This window comes from Rhodococcus sp. KRD175 (assembly GCF_017168275.1).
GTDB lineage: Bacteria > Actinomycetota > Actinomycetes > Mycobacteriales > Mycobacteriaceae > Rhodococcoides > Rhodococcoides fascians.
In genome coordinates this window covers 164318-186416 of record NZ_JABFAQ010000015.1, presented here as the reverse complement: position 1 = coordinate 186416, position 22099 = coordinate 164318, and the positions used below count along the sequence as shown (strand labels likewise).

Annotated in this window: 22 protein-coding genes; 10 read left to right on the top strand and 12 right to left on the bottom strand. The window is 64.9% G+C overall.

Translation table 11 applies throughout. From position 1 onward, the window contains the following. Window positions 1-65: 65 nt before the first annotated feature. Together J1M81_RS21185 and J1M81_RS21180 are read right to left on the bottom strand one after the other, a co-directional pair. Complete coding sequence (locus J1M81_RS21185; protein WP_206498777.1) at window positions 66-1682, bottom strand: acyl-CoA dehydrogenase family protein; 1617 nt, start codon at window positions 1680-1682, stop codon at window positions 66-68. Continuing rightward, the gene (locus tag J1M81_RS21180; RefSeq protein WP_027496005.1) at window positions 1669-2271 is read right to left on the bottom strand and encodes a TetR/AcrR family transcriptional regulator; all 603 of its coding nucleotides are present in this window, start codon (window positions 2269-2271) and stop codon (window positions 1669-1671) included. The genes J1M81_RS21185 and J1M81_RS21180 overlap by 14 nt, the downstream gene beginning before the upstream one ends. 60 nt (window positions 2272-2331) lie before the next feature. On the opposite strand from J1M81_RS21180, the gene J1M81_RS21175 reads away from it, so the two are divergent. Genes J1M81_RS21175 through J1M81_RS21165 form a run of 3 tightly spaced genes read left to right on the top strand, consistent with a single transcriptional unit; the run spans window position 2332 to window position 4611 of the window. Then, window positions 2332-3096, top strand: a complete 765-nt coding sequence (locus J1M81_RS21175; RefSeq protein WP_027496004.1) for a crotonase/enoyl-CoA hydratase family protein — start codon at window positions 2332-2334, stop codon at window positions 3094-3096. Further along, window positions 3093-4349 carry a hypothetical protein gene (locus tag J1M81_RS21170; protein ID WP_206498776.1) on the top strand — a complete coding sequence of 419 codons (1257 nt, stop codon included), beginning with the start codon at window positions 3093-3095 and terminating at the stop codon, window positions 4347-4349. Before J1M81_RS21175 ends, J1M81_RS21170 begins: the two co-directional genes overlap by 4 nt. A 16-nt stretch (window positions 4350-4365) precedes the next feature. Then, window positions 4366-4611, top strand: coding sequence for a DUF2630 family protein (locus J1M81_RS21165; RefSeq protein ID WP_027496002.1), 246 nt, complete (start codon window positions 4366-4368; stop codon window positions 4609-4611). 101 nt (window positions 4612-4712) lie between these two features. Here J1M81_RS21165 and J1M81_RS21160 read toward each other — a convergent pair whose 3' ends face one another. Then, complete coding sequence (locus tag J1M81_RS21160) at window positions 4713-5471, bottom strand: SDR family oxidoreductase (RefSeq protein ID WP_032381715.1); 759 nt, start codon at window positions 5469-5471, stop codon at window positions 4713-4715. Between the two features lie 29 nt (window positions 5472-5500). On the opposite strand from J1M81_RS21160, the gene J1M81_RS21155 reads away from it, so the two are divergent. Continuing rightward, complete coding sequence (locus J1M81_RS21155) at window positions 5501-6931, top strand: NAD(P)/FAD-dependent oxidoreductase (RefSeq protein WP_206498775.1); 1431 nt, start codon at window positions 5501-5503, stop codon at window positions 6929-6931. A 5-nt stretch (window positions 6932-6936) separates the two neighbouring features. Here J1M81_RS21155 and J1M81_RS21150 read toward each other — a convergent pair whose 3' ends face one another. Further along, window positions 6937-8343, bottom strand: a complete 1407-nt coding sequence (locus J1M81_RS21150; protein ID WP_032373064.1) for an APC family permease — start codon at window positions 8341-8343, stop codon at window positions 6937-6939. Window positions 8344-8433: 90 nt separating this feature from the next. Here J1M81_RS21150 and J1M81_RS21145 point away from each other — a divergent pair, with 90 nt between their 5' ends. After that, entirely contained in the window at window positions 8434-9207 is a 774-nt protein-coding gene (locus tag J1M81_RS21145; protein ID WP_080733203.1) for an IclR family transcriptional regulator, read from the top strand. Here the strand turns inward: J1M81_RS21145 and J1M81_RS21140 are convergent. The 5 genes from J1M81_RS21140 to J1M81_RS21120 all read right to left on the bottom strand — a co-directional run bounded on the left by J1M81_RS21140 (window position 9195) and on the right by J1M81_RS21120 (window position 14423). Next, the gene (locus tag J1M81_RS21140) at window positions 9195-10184 is read right to left on the bottom strand and encodes a D-glycerate dehydrogenase (protein WP_032373066.1); all 990 of its coding nucleotides are present in this window, start codon (window positions 10182-10184) and stop codon (window positions 9195-9197) included. The two genes, J1M81_RS21145 and J1M81_RS21140, sit on opposite strands and share 13 nt — an antisense overlap. Then, window positions 10181-11104, bottom strand: coding sequence for a hydroxymethylglutaryl-CoA lyase (locus J1M81_RS21135; RefSeq protein WP_032365945.1), 924 nt, complete (start codon window positions 11102-11104; stop codon window positions 10181-10183). Before J1M81_RS21135 ends, J1M81_RS21140 begins: the two co-directional genes overlap by 4 nt. After that, window positions 11105-12316, bottom strand: coding sequence for a CaiB/BaiF CoA-transferase family protein (locus J1M81_RS21130; RefSeq protein WP_206498774.1), 1212 nt, complete (start codon window positions 12314-12316; stop codon window positions 11105-11107). Window positions 12317-12345: 29 nt separating this feature from the next. Beyond that, window positions 12346-13737, bottom strand: coding sequence for a GntP family permease (locus tag J1M81_RS21125; protein ID WP_032399900.1), 1392 nt, complete (start codon window positions 13735-13737; stop codon window positions 12346-12348). A gap of 125 nt (window positions 13738-13862) precedes the next feature. Then, window positions 13863-14423 (bottom strand): molybdenum cofactor biosysynthesis protein, encoded by a 561-nt coding sequence (locus J1M81_RS21120; RefSeq protein ID WP_206498773.1) that lies wholly within the window; start codon window positions 14421-14423, stop codon window positions 13863-13865. A gap of 74 nt (window positions 14424-14497) precedes the next feature. On the opposite strand from J1M81_RS21120, the gene J1M81_RS21115 reads away from it, so the two are divergent. Beyond that, on the top strand, window positions 14498-16042 hold the full coding sequence (locus J1M81_RS21115) for a carboxylesterase/lipase family protein (protein ID WP_206498772.1): 1545 nt from the start codon (window positions 14498-14500) through the stop codon (window positions 16040-16042). Here the strand turns inward: J1M81_RS21115 and J1M81_RS21110 are convergent. Next, on the bottom strand, window positions 16035-16901 hold the full coding sequence (locus tag J1M81_RS21110; RefSeq protein WP_206498771.1) for a DNA-formamidopyrimidine glycosylase family protein: 867 nt from the start codon (window positions 16899-16901) through the stop codon (window positions 16035-16037). The genes J1M81_RS21115 and J1M81_RS21110 overlap by 8 nt on opposite strands. Before the next feature lie 29 nt (window positions 16902-16930). On the opposite strand from J1M81_RS21110, the gene J1M81_RS21105 reads away from it, so the two are divergent. From J1M81_RS21105 to J1M81_RS21095, 3 genes are read left to right on the top strand one after another with little or no spacing between them, the layout of a single operon-like run. Continuing rightward, entirely contained in the window at window positions 16931-17731 is an 801-nt protein-coding gene (locus J1M81_RS21105) for a thymidylate synthase (protein ID WP_283348544.1), read from the top strand. Next, window positions 17728-18237 (top strand): dihydrofolate reductase, encoded by a 510-nt coding sequence (locus J1M81_RS21100; RefSeq protein ID WP_206498770.1) that lies wholly within the window; start codon window positions 17728-17730, stop codon window positions 18235-18237. The genes J1M81_RS21105 and J1M81_RS21100 overlap by 4 nt, the downstream gene beginning before the upstream one ends. Before the next feature lie 54 nt (window positions 18238-18291). Continuing rightward, window positions 18292-18618 (top strand): cupin domain-containing protein, encoded by a 327-nt coding sequence (locus J1M81_RS21095; protein ID WP_027495987.1) that lies wholly within the window; start codon window positions 18292-18294, stop codon window positions 18616-18618. Here J1M81_RS21095 and J1M81_RS21090 read toward each other — a convergent pair. Together J1M81_RS21090 and J1M81_RS21085 are read right to left on the bottom strand one after the other, a co-directional pair. Further along, window positions 18611-19471, bottom strand: a complete 861-nt coding sequence (locus J1M81_RS21090) for a universal stress protein (RefSeq protein WP_032365951.1) — start codon at window positions 19469-19471, stop codon at window positions 18611-18613. The genes J1M81_RS21095 and J1M81_RS21090 overlap by 8 nt on opposite strands. Window positions 19472-19574: 103 nt before the next feature. After that, complete coding sequence (locus tag J1M81_RS21085) at window positions 19575-20480, bottom strand: acyl-ACP desaturase (protein WP_206498769.1); 906 nt, start codon at window positions 20478-20480, stop codon at window positions 19575-19577. 334 nt (window positions 20481-20814) lie between these two features. Here J1M81_RS21085 and J1M81_RS21080 point away from each other — a divergent pair, with 334 nt between their 5' ends. Continuing rightward, window positions 20815-22047 (top strand): CdaR family transcriptional regulator, encoded by a 1233-nt coding sequence (locus tag J1M81_RS21080; RefSeq protein WP_032399852.1) that lies wholly within the window; start codon window positions 20815-20817, stop codon window positions 22045-22047. The last annotated feature ends 52 nt before the right edge of the window (window positions 22048-22099 follow it).

Here is a 22099-nt window from a genome sequence, read left to right as displayed (position 1 = left end):
CCGACTCCGATCGGCGTCACATTTACGAATGTGGGGAGCTGATCCGCAGGACAGGAGCCAAATCGTCACACCCGCGCCAACACAGCTGAGGTATCGACTCCGACGGGCAGGGTGCCGAAGGCGATGCCCCAGTCTCGATCGAGTCGGCTCGCGCAGAAGGCGTCGGCCACTGCGGGGTTTCCGTGCATCACCAGTTGCGCACCTTGGAAGGTCAGTGCCATCAGTTCGACGACGCGGCGGGCGCGGTATTCCATGTCGGAGGTGTCGGAGAGTTCTTTCCCGACGCGGGCGATGGCGTCGTCGAGGCGAGAGTCCACACCCGACGCCTTGCCGATCTCACCGAAGAACGCCTCGACGCTGTCGGGTTGACGGGCCAGTGCGCGGAGCGAGTCGAGTGCGGCGACGTTGCCCGAGCCCTCCCAGATCGACATCAGCGGCGATTCGCGGAACAACCGAGGCATGCCCGATTCTTCGACGTAGCCGTTGCCGCCCAGGCATTCGAGTGCTTCGGCGGCGTGGGCCGGCGCTCGTTTGCACACCCAGTACTTGGTGACGGCCAACGCAATTCGGCGTAGGGCGCTCTCCTGCTCGTCGCCGCGAGCGGAACCGTCGGTGGCCTGTGCCAACCGGATCATGGCGGCGGTCGCCGCTTCGGATTCGATGGTCAAGTCTGCCAATACGTTTCGCATCAGCGGCTGATCGACGAGCGCAGCTCCGAACGCGGCTCGGTGACGTGCGTGGTGCACCGCGCGGACAGTGGCGTTGCGAATACCGGCAGCAGAGCCGATGACGCAGTCCAATCTGGTCATGTTCACCATCTCGATGATGGTGCGCACCCCGCGGCCCTCCTCGCCGACGAGCCAGCCGGTCGCACCGTCGTATTCCAGTTCTCCCGAGGCGTTGGACTTGTTGCCGAGCTTGTCCTTCAGGCGCTGCAGCATCATTCGGTTACGGGTGCCGTCGGGCAGCACCCGCGGCAACATGAAGCACGACAGCCCGCCCGGTGCCTGGGCCAAGGTGAGGAACATGTCAGACATCGGTGCCGAGGTGAACCACTTGTGGCCGACGATCGAATAGGTGCCGTCCGACGACGGGGTAGCGGTGGTGGTGTTGGCGCGAACGTCCGAGCCGCCTTGCTTCTCCGTCATCGACATACCGGCGATCAAGCCGCGTTTGCTCGACGGCTCGCGCAGCCCGAAGTCGTACTCCCGGGACGCGAGCAGAGGCTCGAACTGCGCGGCGAGAGAGGGGTTGTGCCGCAACGCCGGTACGACGGCGTAGGTCATCGAGATCGGGCACATGTGGCCTGCTTCGGCCTGTCCCCATACGTAGAATTTCGCGGCGCGGGCCACGTGCGCACCCACTCGATCGTCCGTCCACGGGCTGGCGTGCAGTCCGTGCTGCACCGCGACGGTCATCAGATCATGCCAGTGCGGATGGAATTCGACCTCGTCGACGCGATGGCCGTACCGATCGTGAGTCCTGAGCACCGGTGGGTTCTCGTTCGCGAGCCTGCCCCACTCCTGGACCTCGACTCCGCCTGCGAGAGCGCCCAATTGACGCACCTCGTCGCGCGCCCAGCCGCCGCCGGTTCGGTCGAGACCGTCCAGCAGCGAGGCGTCGTCGGACACGTCGTAGGGCGTCAGGTCGGTCGCCTGATTGAAGACCTCATGTGTGTTCATCTCGAACTCCTAACGCACGCAACGAATAAGCGACGAGACCGGGAACCACGTCCACGGACTCGTGCGAGGACAACGGACCGACCAGCACTTCGCCGACGGCACCCACGAGGCCGGCGGCCGAGATCGCCGCGTCCTGATCGGGAATTTCCCCGGCCGCAATTCCTGCCACGATCGCGTCGGCGAACGCAGCGGTGAATTTGCGCCGGAACACCAACCGCTCGGCGTCCACTGCTGGATCGACCGGTTCGGCGAGCAGCGCGTAGGCCATCGTGCGGTTCTTCAGGGCCCGCCCGGCGAAGGTTTGCACCACCGCGGCGACTCGCTCGGATGTGCTGCCGTGTGCGGCGACGGCGACCACCGCAGCCACTTCTCGGGTGCAGACCTGCCGGAAGATCTCGACGACCAGGTCGGATTTGCCGTCGAAGTGCGTGTAGACGCTGCCCGCGGACACGCCGGCGGCCGCGGCGACCGAGGCCACCGACAGGCCCGCGTATCCCTTGGTGGACAGGACCTCGACGGCGGCAGCAAGCAGTTTCGTTCGGCCGGCATCGAGCCGGGCCTGCACTGCGGGTGTTCGCCGGTAGGGCATTGAAGGATTGAAGCACTGATTCAGTGCTTCACGCAAGGGGACTCGAGTAGGTTCGTAACCATGCCGGTACGGATCGAACGATCAGGCCCCGTCACCACCGTGGTCCTCTCACGCCCGGAGGCACGCAACGCCGTCGACGGGCCCACTGCTCAGGAACTCACCCAGGCCTTCGAGGAATTCGATGCCGACGAATCCGCGTCGGTTGCCGTGTTGTGGGGCGAAGGCGGAACCTTCTGCTCGGGTGCCGATCTGAAGGCGCTCGGCACACCCAGGTCGAACCACGCGACCGAACACGGCGACGGTCCGATGGGCCCGACGCGAATGCGGTTGTCCAAGCCGGTCATCGCCGCGGTGTCGGGATACGCCGTCGCGGGTGGGCTCGAACTCGCCCTGTGGTGCGACCTACGCATCGCGGAGGACGACGCCACGTTCGGCGTGTTCTGTCGGCGCTGGGGCGTGCCTTTGATCGACGGCGGCACAGTGCGATTGCCGCGCATCATCGGCACCGGACGAGCGATGGACATGATTCTCACCGGACGCGCCGTGGCCGCCCAGGAGGCGTTGGACATCGGTCTGATCACCCGGGTGGTTCCGGTCGGTCGTGCCCGATCCGAGGCCGAGGCGCTGGCCGCCGAACTGGCGTTGCTGCCCCAGACCTGCATGCGCGAGGACCGGCTGTCCGTCCTCGAGCAGGACGGCCTCGACGAGGAAGCCGCGCTGAAGAACGAGTTTCGGCACGGTGCCATCTCGATCACCGCCGACGCGCTCACCGGAGCGAGTCGGTTCGCCTCGGGCGCGGGGCGACACGGTACCCCCAGTCCGTGATCTCGACCCGCCTGTCGGTGATCGACGAGATCTTTCTCCGCACACATCGCGGGTACGGCACACCGATTGCACTGCAGGGTATTTGGCGTGCTGCCGAGTCGGTGACCCAGGACGAACTCGAACGGGTACACGCTGCGCTCGCACGCGGGCAGCTGGGTCGACAGGTCGGCGTGCCTCGCATCCCCGGTGCCCGGCTCCGATGGGACGTCTGTTCCACGTCGCTGCCGCTGACGGTCGCCTCCGAGCCGGTCGACGACGCCATCGAGTGGGCCGACCACCAGGCCGATGTGCAGTTGGATCCGCAATACGGACCGGGGTGGCGGTTGACGGCAGCTCCGCTGGCCGGCGGCGGCACCGTCGTATCGCTGGTGTGCTCGCATGCGCTCGCCGATGCCCGTGGGCTCATCGACGCTGCTGCACAGTCGTTTTCGGGCTCGGTAGAAACCGAACCGATCGCCTCCCCCGGTTCGGACGCAGCGGACGCTCTGCGCATGATCGTCACCGTGCTCGTGCGGTCGATCGTCGCGACCGCTCGACTGTGGGTGAGTGCGAAGGCTCGGGCCGAGCTGCGCGCATTCACGGCATCCGACTCGAATCGCACACGCCCCCACCGTGTTCGACGGGCCTCCTCTGTGGTCGTGGACGTCGATGCAGCGCAGTGGGATTCGGCTGCCGAGCTCGGTGGCGGCTCACCCAATTCGTTGTTCGTGTGCGTCGTCGCCGCGACCATGGCAGAACTCGGCTCACCCACGGTGACCGTCGACATCCCCTTCCGCACCGGATCCGGCGACGCGAACTCGATCGGGATGGCCACCGTCGACGTTCGCGGAGACGATTCGCCGACGGCAGTGCGCGCGGCGTGCAAAGCTGCCTTCGCCGCGCCCGTCGGAGCCCCCGCGGGGTACCCGCCCGAGGTCGTCCAACTGCTCCCCCACCGCCTCGCGGCGAAGTTGACCTCGACGCCGGGGCGCGGAGAAGTGTTGTGCTCCAACATCGGCGACATTCCGCATGCGCTGACGACCCTCGGGTCACATCGATCCTGCGGTCTGGCCACCCGCGCGATCCACCCCGCACCGACGGGACCGATCCCGCTGTCGACGATCAGGCTGTCGACCTACCTGTCCCGGATGGACGGGCGCTACACACTCTCCCTGGTGTGCACCGACGACGCGCTGGTCGGATCGGCGGCAGAGCTCACCGCAGCGGTGCACCGCGCTCTGGCGCGGCGAAACCTGGCCGGTACACCCTGGTAGGTCTACCGTTGCAGCCATGAACGAGCACGATATCCACACCAAGATTCAGCAGCTGATCGCCACCGAGCACAAGCTGCGCACCGACACCCAGGCCGGGGAGATCGACCCCGACACCGAAAAGGCGCAGCTCGCGTCACTCGAACACGCTCTCGATCAGTGCTGGGACCTGCTCCGGCAGCGCCGCGCACGCATCGACGCAGGCAAGGACCCCGACTCCGCGACGGCCAACAGCGTCAACCAGGTCGAGGGATACCTGCAGTAACGTCCGGCCATTCCGCAGGCTCCACTCCTGCAGTAACCGGGTCATTCCGCAGGCTCCACTCCTGCAGTAACCGGGTCATTCCCCAAGCTCCAGTCCTGCGCTCAGACCATTCGATCCGTCAGCACGTTCGGCAGGAACCGCAGCGCCGCGTCGATGCCTCGCCATTTCAGGCCGGGCAGCGCGGCGCGGCGCGTTTCGCTTTCGATGGCCCGGACCATCGCGGTGACGCCCTCGTCCAGAGTGGCTGTGAGAGCAGCACTGTCACCTGCGCCGGCCGACATGTCGGTGGCGATGAAGCCCGGCAGCAGCGTCGTGACGACGATGTCGGTGCGAGCCAGCTCAGTGGCCAACGATTCTCCCAGAGAGGCCACCGCCGCTTTGCTGGCCGAGTAGGTCGCCTTGGCACCGGGCAGACCCCGATCGGCGCTGATGGACGAGACGAACACCAGGTGCCCGTGCTTCTGGGCCCGGAATATCGCCAACGCAGCCTCGGCCTGCGACAGCGCACCGACGAAATTGGTGCGTGCGGTCTGCAGATTGGCGTCCGCGCGACCGGATCCGATCTTCGCACCCTTGCCGAGTCCGGCATTGACGACAACTCGATCCAGGCCGCCCAACTCGTCGCGCAGTTCGCCGAACACCGTCACCACGGCATCGTGATCGGTGACGTCGAGTGCGCGCACCGCCACGGTGATCCCGGGATGCTGCGTCATGAGTTCGGAGCGGAGCTCGTCGAGCCGCTCGACCCGTCGCGCACAGAGTGCGAGATCCCGGCCCATGCCCGCGAAGCGGCGCGCCATCTCCTCGCCCAGTCCTGAACTCGCGCCGGTGATCAGAATCTTGCTCCGAGTGGTCGCCATAAGCGGGGAGCCTATGTCACTGTGGAGCAATGGCCCCAGAGAGCTCGGAATTCGATGTGATCGTCATCGGCGGAGGACCCGTCGGTGAGAATGCCGCGCAGTACGCGATACAAGGGAGCAGCCGCACCGCCGCCATCGTCGAACACGAACTCGTCGGCGGCGAATGCTCGTACTGGGCATGCATGCCCAGCAAGGCGCTCCTGCGGCCGAGCGAGGTGCTCGATACCGCCCGAAACATGCCGGGTGTGAAAGAACTGGTCGGCGACCAACCCCTCGACGCCGACGCCGTATTGGCCCGACGCGAATCCTTCACGCACGGCCTCGACGACTCGTCGCAGGTGTCGTGGGCCGAGTCCGCGGGCATCTCGGTAATCCGTGGCCACGGACGGCTCAGCGGGGTCAAGACCGTCGAGGTCGACGGCAGAACGCTCACAGCTCGGCACGCAGTGGTGCTGGCTACCGGCACGACCGCGTCGGTACCGAACACGCCTGGTCTTCGCGACGCCCGGCCGTGGATCTCCCGCGACGCCACGAACATTCACGAGACCCCCGGCCACGTGGCCATCATCGGCGGCGGTGTCGTGGCGAGCGAGGCAGCGACGTGGCTGCTGTCCCTGGGGGCGAAAGTCACGATGATCGTGCGCGGCTCGTCCCTGCTGGCCGGCTCCGAGCCGTTCGCCGGACAACTCGTCGCCGATGCACTGAAACAACGCGGCGCAACGATCATGCTCGACGCGTCCCTGACGGCTGTGTCGCGGCAAGATCCCGCCGACACCGGCGTCGGCCGAATCCACGGTGGTCCGGTCACTCTCACGGTCGGCGGCGAGGACCTCGTCGTGGACGAGGTGCTGGTCGCGGCGGGCCGCTCCCCGACGAGCTCGGATCTGGGACTGTCCTCCGTCGGTCTTCCCGACGGCAGATACGTCGACGTCGACGACCACCTCACTGTGGGAGACCACGACTGGCTCTATGCCGTCGGCGATCTCAACGGCCGGGCACCGTTGACGCACATGGGTAAATATCAGGGACGGGTGGCCGGTGACGTCATCGCCGCCCGGGCCGAAGGAAAGCCGCTCGATCACAAGAAGTTTCGCGCCACCGCTGATCACGGACAGATTCCCCAGGTCGTCTTCACGCCCCTCGAGGTCGCCTCGGTCGGGCTCACCGAGGCCAAGGCGCGCGAAGCCGGTATCGACGTCGAGATCGCGGCCCAGGACATCGCCGTCGCGGGTTCCTCCCTACAGCAGGACGACTATTCGGGTCGTGCGCAGTTGGTGATCGACAGGGCCACCGACACTCTCGTCGGGGCGACCTTCGTCGGGCCGGGGGTGGCGGAATTGGTGCACGCGGCCACCGTTGCCGTGGTCGGGAAGGTATCGCTCGACGATCTGTGGCATGCGGTGCCGTCGTATCCGACGGTCAGCGAAATCTGGCTCCGGCTACTCGAATCGCGCCGGTGACAGGTTCAGCTCCGCGCATATGCCGCAGCTATGCCTGCGTAAGTTGTCGGGTCGGTTCGCCTCAGGCGTAGAGCAACCAGGACCCCGAGGATCGCTGCGAGGATGAGCACCACCGGTACCGCGTTGACGACGGCAGAATCGGATCCGGTGAGCACGCTGTAATGCGTTCCGGCGAGGATCAATCCGGTCGTGAACCCGAGAAATCCGATGCCCGGGGCAATCGCGGTGCGCCACACGGATCGATCTGGATGGCCGATGAAGAACACGACCACCGACAGTGCCGCGGCGGCCTGCAGCGCAATGACACCCAGAGTGCCGAGGCCGATGGCACCGGCCGCATAACTCAGGTAGGGGTCGGCACCGGCCACCGCGAAGCCCGTCAGCGATACCGCTGCCACCACCGATGCGGTGATGCTACCGATATGCGGGCTCGCGTGCCGCGGGTGAATTCGGCCGAGCCACACCGGAAGTACACGCTCACGCCCCAGCGCGAACAGATAACGACTGGCGGCGTTGTGCACCGCAAGATACGACGCGAGCACGCTGGTGCACAGCAGCACTGCGGTTCCGTCGTACAGCACTGTTCCGCCGTACTCACGCGCCAGCGTGAACAGTAGGTTGCCCAGTTCGGTCTGGGCCAGCGCCGGAGCGTCGACGCCGCCTGCCGCACCGACGACGATCCAGCTCGTCGTGACGTAGAAGACCGCGATGATCGACACCGCAATGAACGTCGCACGCGGGATACTTCGCCGCGGGTCCTTGGTCTCCTCCCCGTACAACGCTGCGGATTCGAACCCGATGAAGCTCGAGAAGGCGAACATCATGGCGATACCGAGCGAACCGGAGAACACCTGAGTGGGTGTGAACGACTCCAGTGGCACTGCGGCAGCACCCTTCTGCACGACGACCAAGCCGTCGAACACCACCAGAAAAGCGAACTCCAGCACCATCAATGTCCCCAAGACCTTGGCCGAGAGGTCGGCATTTCGAAACCCGAGAATTGCCACGATCACCACGGCAACGCCGGTGAAGACGTACCACGGAATATCGATGCCCGAATCGGCGAAGACCAAATGGGTGAAGTAGCCGAATGCGCCCGAAAGCCCGCATGCAAGTGACGTATATGCGACAACTGCGACATATGCGGCAGCAATTCCGGGCGGTTTACCCAACGCGAGACCGATGTAGGTGTAGAACGCCCCGGTGCTGTACACCTGCTGTGCGATCGCCGCGAAACCCACCGAGAAACACAGCAACACAACGGCACTGATCGCGTAGGCGGCAGGCAATCCCGCCCCGTTTCCGCGAATCAATGCCAGTGGCACATTACCGATCATGGCCGCCATCGGTGCTGCGGCAGCAACCACCAGAAATACTACTCGCCCGGTGGTCAGAGTACGTCGCTCGGACATCGTTGGGACGCTACCCGTACTGGGAGCACAATGCTGACACCGAACGCGATCACTCGGGTCGTCTCCCGCGTTGCCGAGTAGATTGGTCGAGTGACCGAGAATTCGCCGAAGCAGCAGCCGCTTCTCGTGCTGGGCAAGATCACCGAGATTCTCGATGCGTTCTCGTTCGATCGCCCGGCCATGACGCTGGGCGAGATTCAGCAGAGCACCGGGCTGCCCACCTCGACGGTGCAGCGTCTGGTCACCAACCTGGTTCAACAGGGCTTTCTGGATCGAGGCGGCGATCGCATCCGCATCGGGGTGCGGATGGCGTACTGGGCCGCGACGGCGACCAAGGATCTCGACGTGTTGTCGGTCGTCAATCCGATCCTCAAGGACATTCGCGATCTGACGACCGAGACAGCGTGCTTCTTTCGGCCCGAGCAGAACTACCGCGTGTGCGTGGCCATTGCCGAGACGCGGCATGCGTTGCGACGAGACATGTACGTCGGCAAGGTCATTCCGCTCAGCGCAGGATCGGCCAGCCGTGTCCTACTGGCCTGGGACTCGGACCTGGCCGAGCGTGTTCTGTCCCGCGAACTCGAATCGTTGACCGAGCAGACGGTGACCGAGGCCGAGACGATGCGGGAACTGTTGGCGCAGACAAGGTCCGACGGCTACGCGATCACCACCGGTGAGCGCGAAACCGGCGCATCGGGGCTGTCCGCTCCGGTGTTCGATTCGGCCTCGGACATCGTCGGTGCCGTCACCATCAGCGGCCCGACATTACGGATGCCGCAGTCGCAGTGCGAGGCCTGGGTGGACCTGCTGATCTCGCATGCCGAACAGATCACCCGGACCCTCGGCGGCCGCTACCCCGCGTGACCCCAGGCCTCGGGATTGACCGGGTGCGGCGGGAGCTCACCGCGCAGCATCGCCACGGCATTGGTGGCGCACAGGCGCGCCATCTCCGAGCGCACCGAGACCGTCGCGCTGCCCACGTGCGGTAGGAGCACGGTATTGGACAGTTCGGCCAGGCCCGGTTCGAGCGCAGGTTCGCGTTCGTAGACGTCCAATCCTGCTGCAGCGATCGATTTCTCACGTAGAGCAATCACCAGCGCTGCCTCGTCGACCACTGGCCCTCGCGCGGTATTGATCAGAATCGCCGACGGCTTCATGGCCTCGAACACGGCAGCATCGACCAGATGCCGGGTGGAGTCCGACAACGGGACGTGCAGCGACAGAAAGTCACTCGTTGCGACGATGTCGTCCCACGCCGCCTGTTCGACGCGGCCGGCGAACTCACCGAGTTCGTCGTCGGAGACCTCGCGGTCGCCGGGCGGCCGGGGGCAGAACTTCACCGTCATGCCGAAACCCAGTGCCCGCCGAGCGGTGGCCCGAGCGATACGACCGAAACCGGCAAGGCCGAGCACACGGCCCGAGACATCGCTGCCCAGCAGCAGTTCGGGCTCCCACCCGGTGAAGGATCCGGACCGAACGAAGGCATCGGCCTCGACGGCACGGCGGGCCGTGGACAGGATGAGGAGCATCGCGATGTCTGCGGTCGAATCCGTCAGCACACCTGGAGTGTTCGCGGCGGTGATTCCGTAGCGTGTGGCGGCCGCGATGTCGATGTTGTCGAATCCGACGGCATAGTTGGATATCCCGACGAGTGATGCCGAGGCCAGCAGCTTCGCATCGAACCGGTCGCGTAGCTGGGAGACCACGACGGAGTAATCCCCCGAGGCGCATGCCTCGACCAACTGCTCGTGGTCCAACTCGCGGAGGTCGACCTCGCCGGCGGCCCGCAGAATGTCCATGCCGGGAGCCGGGATTTCCGACGTGACGAGAATGCGGCTCATACGACCCACTCGAACACGTGCGCCTCGGACCTGGCACCCTGCACGGTTTTCGATCGCATGGGCTCCTCCAGTTCGACCAGCAGGCCCTCCGACAGAGAGACCATGCGTGCCAGCGTCTTCGGCTCGAACCAATCCGGCCTCGTCGCGAAGAGAATGTCCTCGGACGAGGTGTTGCCACTGGCACCGGGGGCGAAGGGGCAGCCGCCCAGTCCGCCGAGCGAACCGTCGACCATCGCGGCTCCGGCCGAGATGGCGGCGAGAGTGTTCGCGACGCCCAGACCCCAGGTGTCGTGACCGTGGAACACCACCCGGCGGTCCGGAGTTTCCGCGCGCACCCGTGAGATCAGCGACGACACCTGAACCGGTACTGCCTGTCCGAGGGTGTCGCAGATGACAATATCCGTTGCGCCCGTGGCTCGTTCGTCGTTGGCGATCTCGATGACCCGATCCGGCGGTACCTGTCCCTCGAAAGGACAGGTGAACGACGTTGCGATACACAGCTCGATCTGTCCGCCCACCGAGCGGGTGATGTCGACGGCATCGGGCATCGCGGCCAGCGACACCTCGGTGGTGCGCCCGATGTTGGCCTGGTTGTGTGAGTCCGACGCGGAGAAGCAGTACTGGAAGTTGCGAGCCCCTGCAGCAGCGGCCTTCTCGACGTGGCGTGGAGTGGCGACCCACACCCAGCATCGCTCGAGTTCCTCGGCGGTCAGCTCGCCGATGACCTCGAGGGTGTTGGCCATGGGCGGCACTTTGTCGCCGCGTGCCATCGAGCCGACCTCGAGTGCCGGCACGCCGAGTTCGATGAGGGCCCTGATGATCTCGAGTTTGCGTTCGGTGGGGAGCATCTTGCCGGTGAGCTGTAGCCCGTCGCGCATCGTGACGTCGCGTAGCTCCGCGGTGGGGGTGAATCGGTACATCTACAGGCCCATCTCTTCGTCGGTGCGGCCGAGCAGCGTCGACAGTACTTCTCTGGTGTGCTCGCCCAGATCCGGCCCGACCGAACGGATCGGCAGGGATGCGTCACCGATCACCGGGACGACTCCGACGAACCCGACGTCGGTGGGCTCTTCCTGGCCGGTGTCGACCGGAAAGTGCTGAATCATGTTGCGGGCCGCGTACTGTTCGTCGGCGACGATATCCGCGGCGGTGTAGATCGGACCCGACGGCACCCCCGCGGCATCGAGGATCTTCAATGCCTCGGCGCGCGAACGCAATCCGGTCCAGGCCGAGATAGCGGCGTCCAGCTCGTCCCGGCGACGCCACCGGCCGGCGTTGGACGCAAGATCAGGATCGGCTCCTAGATCGGGACGGTCGATGGTCTCCATGTAGCGCTGGAAGATGGCGTCACCGTTACCGGCGATGATGATCGAGTGACCGTCGTTGCACGGGTACGCATTCGAGGGCGCGATGCCCTCCATTCGGCCGCCCGTCCGTTCGCGTTCGACGCCGTACGCCAGATAATCCGGAATCAGCGACTCCATCATCGACAGAATGGATTCGTTCAAGGCCACGTCGATGGAGCGCAGTTCGAGCGACAACGGGTCCGATTTCTCTGCTGCACGCTGCGTCTGTCGTTGGAACAACGCCATGACACATCCGAACGCCGCATAGAGACCGGCGATCGAGTCGCCGATCGACACACCGACCCGCACGGGCGGCCTGTCCGGATCACCGACGAGGTTGCGGAAGCCGCCGTACGCCTCTGCCACAGCGGCAAATCCGGGTCGCTGCGACATCGGACCGGTTTGCCCGAATGCCGAGATACGCGTGATGATCAGCTCCGGGTTGGCGGCACTGAGAACCTCGGGCGAGATCCCCCACTTCTCGAGTGTGCCGGGCCGGAAGTTCTCGAGCACGATGTCGCAGTGCGCGGCGAGGTCGACCACATCTTTGCGTCCCTGCTCGGTGCGCAGGTCCAGCACGATCGATTTCTTGTTCCGGTTGATCGTGCGGTACAGCATCGACGTCGTACCGGAATACAGCCGCCAATTGCGCAATTCGTCACCGGTACCCGGCCTTTCGACCTTGATCACCTCGGCACCGAAATCGGCGAGCATCCTGGCCGCCGTGGGTGCGGCGATGTAGTTGCCGAGTTCGAGAACTCGAACTCCACTGAGCGGCAATGCCATTGTGTTCCTTTCGATATTCGCGGAAGAGGTCACAGGATCCAGCTCATCGGCACGATCAAGGCAATGGCAATGACCGATGCCACCGACACACCCACCGAGCACGTCTTGAGTGTGCCCCTCGTCGACTGGCCCATCAAGGACTGCAGCAGCCAGAAAGTGTTACTGGTGACGTGCACGGCGAACAGTGATCCGGCACCGGCGGCGAGCGCGATGAACACCGGGTCGAGACCGATCAGCGGCGCGACAGGCGCGAGGATGCCGGCCGAGGTGATGGCGGAGATCGTCACCGATCCGACCGCGATGTGCAACGCGGCCGCAATGACCCACACCATCAACAGTGGAGCCGCGGTACTGGCCGTGAAGTACTGGCCCAGTATGTCGCCGAGACCCGCCTCGTTGATGACGGCTGCAAGCGATCCACCGACACCGGTGAGAATGAGGATCTGACCGCTCTCGGCGAATCCACGAGCGAGAGCTTTCTCCACCCGCTCCTCGCCGACGTGGTAACGGCCGATGAGGCACGTCCCGACCAGTCCGAGGAGCAGCGCGATGACCGGGCTGGCGATGAATTCGACTACCGGAACCGAGATCTCGGCGACTTCGAGAACGGCACCGATGGCGATCAGGACGAGCGCGAGCAGCAACGGCGAGAGCAACACCAGCAGCGAGGTCTGCTTCTCGGTGCGCACCTTTTGGGCCACGCCGCCGCCGGCGCCGAGGGGCTCGTCGTCGGACTCGACAGGCTCCGAGACCACCGGCTCCGACACCGCGATGATCTGTTGCTCGTCCTTCTCCTCGTTCCACCAACCGTGCCGGAAAACGAACGACATGATGGCCACCGACAGCACGACGACAGGAACGATGAGGATCAGTCCGTAGATCATCATCTTGCCCAACGGCACGCCGAGCAGTCCGGCCAACGCCAGCGTCGCGACTCCGGGGACCATGAAGACGATGCCGCATTCCAGAGCGATGGCCAGCGCCGTCGCCATCCTCGCCGTGCCGTACTTGCCGATCTTGGGTGCGAGGTTGCGAGCGAGCGGTGCGGAGATCACGAGCAACACGTCGAGGAAGATGGACTGCAAAAGAGTCGCGATGGTCAGCGACAGCGCGTACGGGAGCCGCTTGGGGCCGAAGGCTCTCAGCAAAGTGCCGACGAGACGCTGGATGGCGCTCATCTCCTGCAGCACCGAACCCATCAGGACGCCGAACGCGATGAGCAATCCGACCTCGGCCATGATCTCGCCGAATCCGCCGGTGATCGTGTCGACAGAGGTCGACACTCCCAGCTTGGTCGCCAGGCCCAGGTACGCAGCCCCGAGCACCAGCGAGATCACCGGGTTGAAATGGAAACGAACGATGAAGACCACCACCGCCAGTACTGCGACGACGGTGTTGATCACGATCCACAAATCGGACATCGGTAGGTCTTTCCACCAGAGAGTGACCGCCGCCATGCATGACGGGCCGGTGTGATGCGTCGCACCATTGCTCACATTATGGGCACAGATTTACTTTGTGAGCAAGAGTGACCCCCAGCTTTGCGTCAGATGGGCTGTGCGCGCCGAATCGACAGCGCAGCTCGCGAGGCATCCAGTTCGACCGGGGAACGCACCGACAGCGGCCCGACTCGCAGGATTCCGTCCGAGAGCGGCTCGACCCGCAATCCACCGCGACCGATCAGTGCCTTGCGAGCGCCGTCGACCACCATGCGGTCCATCCACGCGCACGGATGGGCAGGTCGGCCGCCCCGGAAGCGAATCCAGCCGTCACCGGAATCGAGCTCGAATTCCAGTCCGCGCAGTGGGTCGAGTTCCAACCCGCGGACCACAACGTTTCGTCTGGCCACGGCCGGGTCGGGAACGTCGAAGCCCAGTACCTCGCCGACGGCGTCCCAGGCTTCGAGTGCCAGAAAGCTCACCGCTGCCTCGGTATGAGCCTTGACCCCGAAGAAGCGATCGCCGCGGATGCCCTTGTGGGCGACGATCTCGACGCTGTCCGGCAATTCGGTCGGCACCTCGGCCGGGCCGTCCTTGGATCTCCCGAAGTACGCGTGCGAGGGCGCTCGCAGCAGCTCCACTATCTCGGCTCGATACTCGAAAGGCATGCTTTCGAGTCTGCCCGGTACCCGACCCTGCCGGTTCTTACCACCGGGTAAGAAGCGCCCGGTAGTATCGCGAAATGGCTGTGAAAACACGCGTGACCACTACGGACGGCATGATCGAGGGAAAGCCGGTCGGCAATCTCACCACCTGGCGGGGCATTCCCTACGCCGCCCCTCCCGTCGGTCCGCTTCGGTTTCGCGCACCTCAACCCACCCAGCCGTGGCAGGGCGTGCGCGACGCGACCGAGTGGGGCAACGCATCCGTTCAGCACAAGCGGGGCACGATGCTCGCAATCGGCAAGTACCAACCGTCGAGCGAGGACTGCCTGACACTCAACGTCCTGGCACCGAGCACGCCGAGCACGACACCCAGACCGGTCATGGTGTTCATCCACGGCGGTGCGTACACCCTCGGCACGTCGGCCACCCCGCTGTACGGCGGAGGTTCGCTGGTCCGGCGCTCGCTGCAGGACGGCGACGGCATCATCTACGTGTCGGTCAACTACCGACTCGGCGCTTTGGGCTACCTCGACATGTCGCGATTCTCGACCCCCGAGCGGCCGTTCGATTCCAACCTGGGACTACGCGACCAGGTGGCGGCATTGGAGTGGGTAAAGCGCAACATCGCCGAGTTCGGCGGAGATCCCGACAACGTCACCGTCTTCGGCGAGTCCGCAGGCGGCAATGCCGTCACCACCCTGATGACAGTGCCCGCCGCGAAAGGCCTTTTCGCCCAGGCAATTGCCGAAAGCTCAGCACCGGGCATGACGACCGCCAAGCACCGGGCGGACCAGTGGGCGAGCGAGTACGTCGGGTACCTCGGAGGCACCGCCGAGACCGCGGTGGAAACCCTGGAGAACGCCGAGGTACTTGCACTCGGCCGAGCAGGCACCAAGCTCGGACTCACCACGCTGCACCGCACTCCCGGCCTGCTCCCCTTCGGCCCGGTGATCGACGGTGACTTCCTTCCTGTCGATCCGGTCGAGGCGTACGCGAACGGCACCGCACACAATGTGCCGCTGATCATCGGCACCAACGCCCGTGAGGGAACACTGTTTCCGAAGTTTCTGGACGCGTTGCCCACCAACCCCGAACGCATTTCCAAACTCTTCTCCCTCACCGATCCCGCGGCGGAACCGGTTGTCACCGGCGGATACCGTGGATACCCGAGCGAGCGGGCCGCCATCGACTTCGGCGGGGATTTCACGTTCTGGAAGCCGTCTCTCGAAGTGGCCGAAGGACATTCGCGTCACGCACCGACGTACTTCTATCGCTTCGACTTCGCCCCTCGGTCGATGAAGTTGTTGGGCCTCGACGCCACTCACGGGTTCGAGTTGTTCGCAGTCTTCGGCATCAACGAGACGTTGTTCGGCAAGGCCTTGACCGCGACAGGGGGACGAAAGTCGTTCGCGGAGGTCACCGAGCAGGTGCAGTCACACTGGATTGCGTTCGCCACCAACGGAAAGCCGTTGGAATCGTGGCCGGCCTACGACGAAGCCGAGCGCAAGACGCTGATCTTCGACACGCGCACCCGGGTGCAGAGAGATCCGCGCAGCGATCGCCGCAAAGCGTGGGAAGGCTATCGCGGCTACGCCAGCCAGACGCTCGAACCCGCTACTTGAGCAACCGTGACATCCGGCGGTCGGCAAGAATCTTGCCGGCCGTCTGGCACGTCGCGCAGTACTGAAAAGAGCGGTCCACGTAGGCGACCTCGCGCACCGGATCTCCGCAGACCGGGCACGGTAGCCCGGTTCTGGCGTGCACCCGCATGCCGGATCGCTTCTCCCCCTTCAGGCGCGCCGCATCCTGCCCGGCCGAGCGGTCCACCGCGTCGGACAGGACCGAGCGCATCGCGGCATAGAGAACCGAAACGGCTTCCGCGTCGAGCTTGCTGGACGATGCGAACGGCGAGAGCTTGGCGACGTGCAGAATCTCGTCCGAGTAGGCGTTGCCGATTCCGGCGAGCAACGATTGGTCCACCAACGAGGTCTTCAGACGAGCTGTGGTGCTGCCGAGTATCTCGGCGAATTCGAGCTCGGTGATCGTCATCGCGTCCGGCCCCAGCCGGGCGATGCTCGCAACCTGCTGAGGATCACGGACCACCCAGACCGCCAATCGCTTTTTGGTACCGGCTTCGGTCAGGTCGATGGCCGGGGTTGCGCCCTCGGGAGTGAAGAAGTGGATCCGCAGCGCCAGCGGCCCCTTGCCCGGTTTCGGCGGAGCAACACTGGGATTGTCCACCCATCGCAGCCAACCCCCTCGCGACAGGTGGGTGATCAGCCACAGGTCACCCGCCTGCAGCGCCAGATGCTTTCCGAACCGCGCGGCATCGGTGACGTCGCGACCCTGCAGATCGGTGATCGGCGGATCGAAGGTCTTGAGAACGCTGAGCGCCGCGATGTCGATGCGGCCTATCACGGCACCGACGGCATGCTCGCGCAAGAAGCCGGCAAGGGCCTCCACCTCGGGTAATTCCGGCATGCGTCCAGTATGCAGCTACGATAGCCGTCGTGATGGTTCCGACTCCGTACGAAGATCTGCTGCGCCGCATCCTCGACACCGGTACAGCCAAATCCGACCGGACGGGAACCGGGACGACCAGCTTGTTCGGGCATCAGATGCGCTTCGATCTGGCCGCGGGCTTCCCGTTGATCACCACCAAGAAGGTCCATCTCAAGTCGATCGTCTACGAATTGCTGTGGTTTCTGCGCGGAGACTCCAATGTCACGTGGCTGCAGGAACACGGCGTCAGCATCTGGGACGAGTGGGCAGCGCCGGACGGCGAACTCGGCCCCGTCTACGGAGTGCAGTGGCGTTCGTGGCCGACCCCGTCGGGCGAGCACATCGACCAGATCAGCCAGGTCATCGAGACTCTGAAGACCGATCCGGATTCGCGGCGAATGATCGTCTCGGCGTGGAACGTCGGCGAAATCCCGCAGATGGCCCTGCCGCCGTGCCATGCGTTCTTCCAGTTCTATGTCGCCGACGGCAAGCTCTCGTGCCAGCTGTATCAACGCAGCGCAGACATGTTCCTCGGCGTCCCCTTCAACATCGCGAGTTACGCACTGCTCACCCACATGGTCGCCGCACAGACCGGCCTCGACGTCGGCGAGTTCGTGTGGACCGGGGGCGACTGCCACATCTACGACAACCACCGCGACCAGGTTGCCGAGCAGCTCTCCCGCGAGGCGTACCCCTACCCGACTCTGAAACTGGCACAGCGGGATTCGATCTTCGACTACACCTTCGACGACGTCGAGATCGTCGACTATCAGCACCACCCTGCAATCAAGGCCCCGGTAGCGGTGTGAGTGCATCGAGAGAGGTCGGCCTGATCTGGGCGCAGAGTTCCAACCTCAAAATCGGCGAAGCCGGCAGGATTCCGTGGGAAGTACCGGAGGACATGGCCCGGTTCAAAGCCGCGACGATGAACCATCCGGTCATCATGGGACGCAAAACCTGGGAGTCTCTGCCCGAAAGATTTCGACCGCTCCCGGGCCGACGCAATATTGTGGTCACTCGCAATCGCTCGTTCGACGCACCCGGCGCCGAGACCTGCGGCGGGGTGGACGAAGCCCTGGCGCTGGCCGGAGGCGAGACCGCGTGGATCATCGGCGGCGGTGAAATCTACCGATCGGCAATGCCATTCGCCACAACCCTGCATGTGACCGAGATCGATGTCGAGGTACCGGGCGATACGGATGCGCCAACGGTGGAAGGCGATTGGATCAAGAAGACGGGCGACTGGCTCACCAGCAGAGTGGACGGTAGGCAGTTCAGATATGTGGAGTACGGGAAGCCTACCCAAACTGTTTGAGCGCGTTCATGATTCCCCCATCGCGGCTGCGGGTGGTGCGTCATACTGGCGGCTATGGACAAGAAGTCACTCACCGCACTTGCCCGTCAGCAACTCAAGCTCGCAGTCGGCGCGTCGAGTGGCCGCAGTTCGCAGACGGTGTACGGCGGCCACAGTCGCAAATTGAGGCAGACCGTCGTGGCGCTGGCCGCGGGTAACAAGCTGGCCGAACACGATCTCAGCGGTGAGTCGACCGTCCTCGTCCTCAGCGGCAAGTTGGAGCTGATCAGCGGTGAGAAGACCTGGAAGGGCTCGACCGGCGATCTCCTCGTCATCCCCGACGCACGGCACAGCGTCGAGGCGCTCGAAGACGTCAGCTTCTTGCTGACCGTCGCTATGTGACCGCTTTCCTGACGACCAACACCGGGCAATCTGCGGTGTTGACCAGAGCGAAGCTCGTCGACCCCAGCAGCATTCCCCCGAATCCGCCGCGCCCCCGGTTACCCACCACGATCACGGCTGCCGTTTCGGACAGTCCGCTGAGCACTCGAACGGGGCGATCCTGGGCGACGACGCGTTGGACGTCGACCTCCGGGAATCGCTCTTGCCACCCGGCGAGACTTTCCGCCAGCAACGCTTCCTCGGTGTCGGCGATGGCCTGCCAATCCGCGGGCGCGCGACCGAACGAGCGCGTCAGATCCACGTCGGACCACACGTGTACCGCGATCAACGGTGCATCACGTGCCGAGGCCTCGACGAACGCCCACTCGACCGCTGCCTGATTGACGTCGGATCCGTCCACGCCGACGACGACCGGGCCCTCGGCGACGGGACGGCCGTCGATGTCCCGGCCGCGTACGACGGCGACGGGTGACACACTGTGGGCGGCCAGAGAGAGTGTGACAGCGCCCGTTTCGCTCGCTCCGATCACCAAGAGCTCGGCTTGGGCCGATACGCCGATGAGTACGTCCATCACGCCGCCCTCGACGGCACTCGAGGTCACCTCGAACGTCGGGTCGTCGACGACCGACACGGCCAGCGTTTCCGCGGCCGCGAGCCGCGACTTTGCAGTGGCGACGAATTCCGTTGCCTCGCCTGCAAATTCGCTCAGATCGACAACGCCCGGCATGTCGACGGCCGTCACGATGTGCAACCGCCGATCCCGTCGCCGAGCGCACAGGGCCGCCCAGATCACAGCCTTGTCGGCCGCAGCGGAACCGTCGATGCCGACGATGATCGGTCGATGCCCTGTCACGTGCCGGCCTCCGGTAGTAGCCCCGAGCCCGCTGGCTCGGTGAATGACGAACAGGGGTTCAGGCTAGTCGATGAACGGTCACCGGAGGCGTGATGCACTCACGTCAGCTGGCGCGCAGCGCGTCTGCGTACCCCTGAGTTCGGGTGCGGTTCGCCTCGGCTGCCGCGGCCCGGGTGTCGAGATGGACCAGGTAGTCGGCCAATTGGTCGCGGCTGCGGACACCGACGCCCAGGTCGGTCCGCTCGAAGACGCGCCACCGCGTGAGCGTCGGCAGCAGCACCTCGTCGAGATGACGTCGAAGATCGAAGATCCCGTCCCGCTCGATGAGCATGGCGCTCCGACCGAAGCCGGGCAGGTTGGTACCCGGCAACTGCGCGTTCATGACTACTTCGGTGATTGCCGTGACGGTCGGAGCGGGGGCGACGTCGAGCGCTGCCGACACCAGATTCGCAAAGAAGGTGACGTGCAGTTTCTGGTCGCCGACTATCCGGCCGAGCAAGCGATCGGCAACCGGATCGTGGCACTGGTGCGCGGTATTCGTATGGCAGACGCTACTGATCGTTTCGTCGAGGGTCACCTGCGCCAGAGAACGAAGGAGGTGAGCGCCGTTCATCGGGGAGTCGAATCCCACCGTCTTGCACTGTGCGCGAGCTCGACCGAGTGCCGTCGGATCGACACTGCGCGTGGCGACCAGATAGTCGGTGACGGCTGCAGCATGCCGGGTGCGCTCGGCGCTCCACTCGGCGAGCCAGGCAGGCCACGAGCCGGTGCCCGACGCCGCGACCTCGCACCGATACAGCGGAATGTTCTGCTCGGTGAGGAGATCGGTGACCAGTGCCGCCTTGGCGGCTTCGGTCAGCGGTGACGTACGCGTTCCCCAGTACATCTCGGTCCGGACGAAATCCGTGGGCTGCCAGGAGACAGCTGTCGAGCGGTGGCGCGCGAGGTTGTCGTCGATCGTCGGCTGCAGTTCCCGTAGAACCGTGAACTGCCCGATGTCGCTGCGCATACTCGTCCTCTCACCCCGCTCGTCCGGACCGATCCGAGATCAAAGTAGGCGCGTAGCGCAGGCGATGGGACCGCCTTCTGCATTGTTTAGGGCAAGTCGCAAGGCCCCTCGTGGCCCGCTCGAGATAAATCACAACGAGTTTTGCCGAAACCATGGATCACACGTAGATAACAACCTATGATCGATCCTGTTAGAGGCCAGGAAACAAACTCAAAGTTTGAAAAACCTGCCATTTCGGCTGAAGTTGTATAGATTCACGACAGGAAGCGCGTTTCTACGCGTGAGTACGGTAGCTCTCTCAAAACCTGAAGAATCCAACACGAAGGGTTGATCTGTGACCGTTCACAACTCGACTGGCCTCGAAATCATGGTCGCAGGGCAGCCTGCTTCGGCTCCCCTTCGCGATTTTCGCGCAGTGGCGCGCCTCCTGGTAGGCCACTTCGCCGCCAATACTCCCTGCGGTTCACTTCCCGGTGAACAACTCCACGGAGACGTCACCGAATTCACCGTCAAGTGCATCAGCATCGCCGTGCAGATGCTCGACGAGCGACGCGCACCTGCCGAGTCCGACTTGGCCGAACTGCGCGCCAAGGCCAGTCAATGGGCTCGTGAGGGTGTCCCGCTCGAGTCCGTCCTCAGCGTCTACCACGAGGGCATTCAGATCGGTTGGAATCTGGTGTCCAAGCGGGCAGGAGAAGGCGACGCCGCCCAGTTGATCGAGGCTGCGCGCATGTTCGTGCTGCTGTCGGAGAAGGTCTCGATCGCGGCCAGCAAGAGCTACGTCGAAGAGCTTCAGGCGGTGGCGAGCGAGCATCACACAGCCGCGCACACGCTGGTCACCTCGTTGCTGAGCGGACACAACGCCGTCTCGATGGCCCGCCAGTCGGGCATCGAACTCGCCGACAGTTACCTCGTGCTCGCACTGTCGGTACCGCCGCACCCCGACGAGAACGACCCCAACATCCAGAAGACGGTGGCTGCACGGCGCAAGCTGCGTCGCGTGCAGGCCGAACTGGCCACCGTGTGCGGACGCACTCCCCTGTCGCTGCTCAGCACCGAGGGCGGAACCGTCCTGATCCCCGGCGTCCACGACGACGAGTGGGTCGAGGCGCTGGTGCACCGCATCGGTACCGCCGCAGAGGTCCCCGTCACCGCCACCGCCGAGCAGGCTGCGACAGCCGACATTCCCACCGCAGCAGACCAGGTCCACGAACTGCTGTCCCTGGCTCATCAGCTGCACCGCCCGTCCGGGTTGTACCGGATGGACGACCTGGTGCTCGAGTACCAGCTCACTCGTCCCGGACCGGGTCGACGCCACCTCACCCAGATCCTCGAGCCACTCGATTCGTCACCCGAATTGCTCGAGACCCTCGAGATCCACATTTCGCACGACCTCAACCGTCAGCGCTCCGCCCGGCAACTCCATCTGCACACCAACACCGTCGACTATCGCCTCAAGCGAATCGCACAACTGACCGGGTTCGACCCGACTCGTCCCTCCGGTATCCGCCACCTCCAGGCGGCACTGGTGGCCAGACGGCTCGAATCCTCGCGCGGCGCAGCGTGATCTGAGAACTCCGACCGGTTTCTCGACCCGACGGCAGGTAGCGTCGGAAGTA